The sequence below is a fragment of the Acidiphilium sp. PM genome (assembly GCF_000219295.1).
Classification (GTDB): domain Bacteria; phylum Pseudomonadota; class Alphaproteobacteria; order Acetobacterales; family Acetobacteraceae; genus Acidiphilium; species Acidiphilium multivorum.
The window spans coordinates 1-2,610 of record NZ_AFPR01000303.1 but is presented as its reverse complement, the minus strand read 5'-3'; the positions used below and the strand labels follow the sequence as shown (position 1 = coordinate 2,610).

Annotated in this window: 3 protein-coding genes; 2 read left to right on the top strand and 1 reads right to left on the bottom strand. The window is 72.6% G+C overall.

Going from position 1 to position 2,610, the window contains the following annotated elements:
• Positions 1 to 159: 159 nt before the first annotated feature.
• Both apaG and folE read left to right on the top strand, forming a co-directional pair.
• A complete protein-coding gene (apaG, locus tag APM_RS11750; RefSeq protein WP_007423598.1) occupies positions 160 to 588 on the top strand; it encodes a Co2+/Mg2+ efflux protein ApaG in 429 nt (142 codons plus the stop codon).
• Between the two features lie 100 nt (positions 589 to 688).
• Positions 689 to 1,327 (top strand): GTP cyclohydrolase I FolE, encoded by a 639-nt coding sequence (gene folE / locus APM_RS11745; RefSeq protein WP_007423597.1) that lies wholly within the window; start codon positions 689 to 691, stop codon positions 1,325 to 1,327.
• 107 nt (positions 1,328 to 1,434) lie between these two features.
• On the opposite strand, the gene APM_RS11740 is transcribed toward folE, so the two are convergent.
• Complete coding sequence (locus APM_RS11740; RefSeq protein ID WP_012040215.1) at positions 1,435 to 2,418, bottom strand: aldo/keto reductase; 984 nt, start codon at positions 2,416 to 2,418, stop codon at positions 1,435 to 1,437.
• Between the last annotated feature and the right edge of the window lie 192 nt (positions 2,419 to 2,610).

The window sequence follows — 2,610 nt, the reverse complement described above, 5'->3', positions numbered from 1 at the left end:
CGGAGGGCCGCGATGGGAAGCCTTCTCATGCGGCCTTCCTACTCCCGATCCGGCGCGCGGTCACGCCCGCCGGGCGGCCGGCTTGTCGTCGGGGATGGCGGGGACTACAAAAACGTGAAGAGGGGCCGGAACCGGCCCGCAACGACGAGACGTCCACGCATGACCAGCCACCGCCCCGACCCGACCGGCGCCCTGTTCGTCAACGAGGATGCCCGCATCAGGGTGAGCATCCGGGCGATCTTCCTCGAGGACCAGTCCCGTCCGGAGGAGCGGCATTTCGTCTGGGCGTATCAGGTGCGGATCGAGAATGTCGGCCAGGTGACGGCGCAGCTCATGATGCGGACCTGGACGATCACCGACGGCAACGGCCATGTCCAGCACGTTCACGGCCCCGGCGTGGTCGGCGAGCAGCCGGTGCTCGACCCCGGCGACGCCTTCGAATACACCTCCGGCACGCCGCTGGAGACGCCCTCGGGCTTCATGACCGGGATCTTCCACATGGTGGCGGTGGACAGCGGCGAGGAATTCGACGTGCCGACGCCGGGCTTCAGCCTCGACAGCCCGCACGCGGACCAGCGGCGGCACTGAGCCCGCCGGCGGGTTGCCAGTTTCGCACCCCCGACCATATCAGCGTCGAGGCGGGTGGCCGGGCGACGGCCGGATCCGCGCAGGACATGGAGACACGCACGTGGACATTCGCACGCCGCCGGACCAGCTCGACACCACCCTGGAGGACGGCCGCCCCAGCCGCGAGGACGCGGAGGCGGCGATCCGCACGCTGATCCGCTGGGCCGGGGACGACGCCGACCGCGAGGGGGTGCGGGACACGCCGGCCCGCGTCGCCCGCGCCTACGAGGATTTCTTCCGCGGCTACGGCGAGGACCCGGAGGCCATTCTCTCCCGCACCTTCGAGGAAACCGAGGGCTATGACGAGATGGTGCTGCTGCGCGACATCCGCGTGGAATCGCATTGCGAGCACCACATGGTGCCGATCATCGGGGTCGCCCATGTCGCCTACCTGCCGAACCGGCGGGTGGTGGGGATCAGCAAGCTCGCCCGCGTGGTGGACGCCTATGCGCGGCGGCTGCAGATCCAGGAGAAGCTGACGGCGCAGATCGCCAACACGATCAACGAGGTGCTGCAGCCGCGCGGCGTCGCCGTGGTGATCGAGGCGGGGCACGAATGCATGTCGACCCGCGGGGTGCACAAGCCGGGCGTGTCGATGGTGACGAGCCGGATGCTCGGCGCGTTCCGCGACGACCCCTCGACGCGGCGGGAGTTCCTCGCGATGATCCAGGGACGGCGCTGCACCGGCTTCGAGACCTGACCCCGTCGCGCCGCCGCATGGGCGGCGCGCAAGTCTGACCCCGTCGCGCCGCCGCAGGGGCGGCGCGCTAATCTGATCCTGTCGCGGCGCCGCCGGGCGGCGCGCGCTCAGTGGCCGAGGGTCGCCATCTGCTCGGGGACGTGGCGGGCGCCGGCGGCGGCGCCGGGCGGGACCGCGCGGGCGAGCCGGCCGAGATCCTCGGCGGAGAGCGGCACGTCGAGCGCGCGGATGTTCTCGTCGAACTCGGCGAGGCCGGTCGGGCCGGGAATCGGCACCACGTCGCTGCCCTGGGCGAGCAGGAAGGCGAGCGCGAGCTGGGCCGGGGTGCAGCGCAGGCGGTGCGCCATGTCCTCGACGATGCGGACGAGGGCGACGTTGCGGTCGAAATTCCCGGCGAAGAAGCGCGGCTGGTTGCGCCGGACGTCGCCTTCGGGCAGGTCGTCCGGCTCGTGCAGGGTGCCGGTGAGCAGGCCGCGGGCGAGCGGCGAGGCGGCGATGAAGCCGATGTTGAGCTCGCGCAGGCAGGCCAGCGTGCCGGCCTCGGGGTCGCGGGTGAGGAGCGAGTATTCGCTCTCGACCGCGGCGAGCCGGTGGGTGGCGTGGGCGCGGCGGATCGAGTCGGGCGACGCCTCGGACAGGCCGAGGAAGCGCACCTTGCCCTCGGCGACGAGGCGGGACATCTCGCCCACCGAATCCTCGACCGGGATGGCGGGATCGACGCGGTGGAGGATCAGCAGGTCGATCACCGGGGTGGCGAGGCGGCGGAGGCTGGCCTCGACGCCGGCGCGCAGATGGGCGGGCGAGCCGTCGATGCCGAGAAAGGCGCCGTCGGCGCCGCGGCGGATACCGGACTTGGTGGCGAGGACGACACGGTCGCGCACCGGGGCGAGGGCGCGGCCGACCAGGCGCTCGTTGGCGCCGAGGCCATAGACATCGGCGGTGTCGAAGAAGGTGACGCCGCGATCGACCGCGTGGCGGAGCAGCGCCTCGGCGGCGGCGGAATCGGGTGCCGCGGCGGACTCGGTCAGCCCCATGCAGCCGAAGCCCATGGCCGAGACCACCAGCGATCTGCCCAGCCTGCGTTCGTTCATCGCCTGTCCCCGAGGGTTGCGGCCGCCGCGGCGCTCCGGTGAGAGTGTGGGGAGAGCGGACCGGCTTGGCAAGCGGAAACGCGCTCAGCGCGAGGCGGGCACCAGGCGCGCCGGATGGCGGAGGACGCGCACGCGGGCGCCGCGCCGCAGGGTGGGCGGCCCCGGCTCGACCACCGAGACCACGCTGCCATC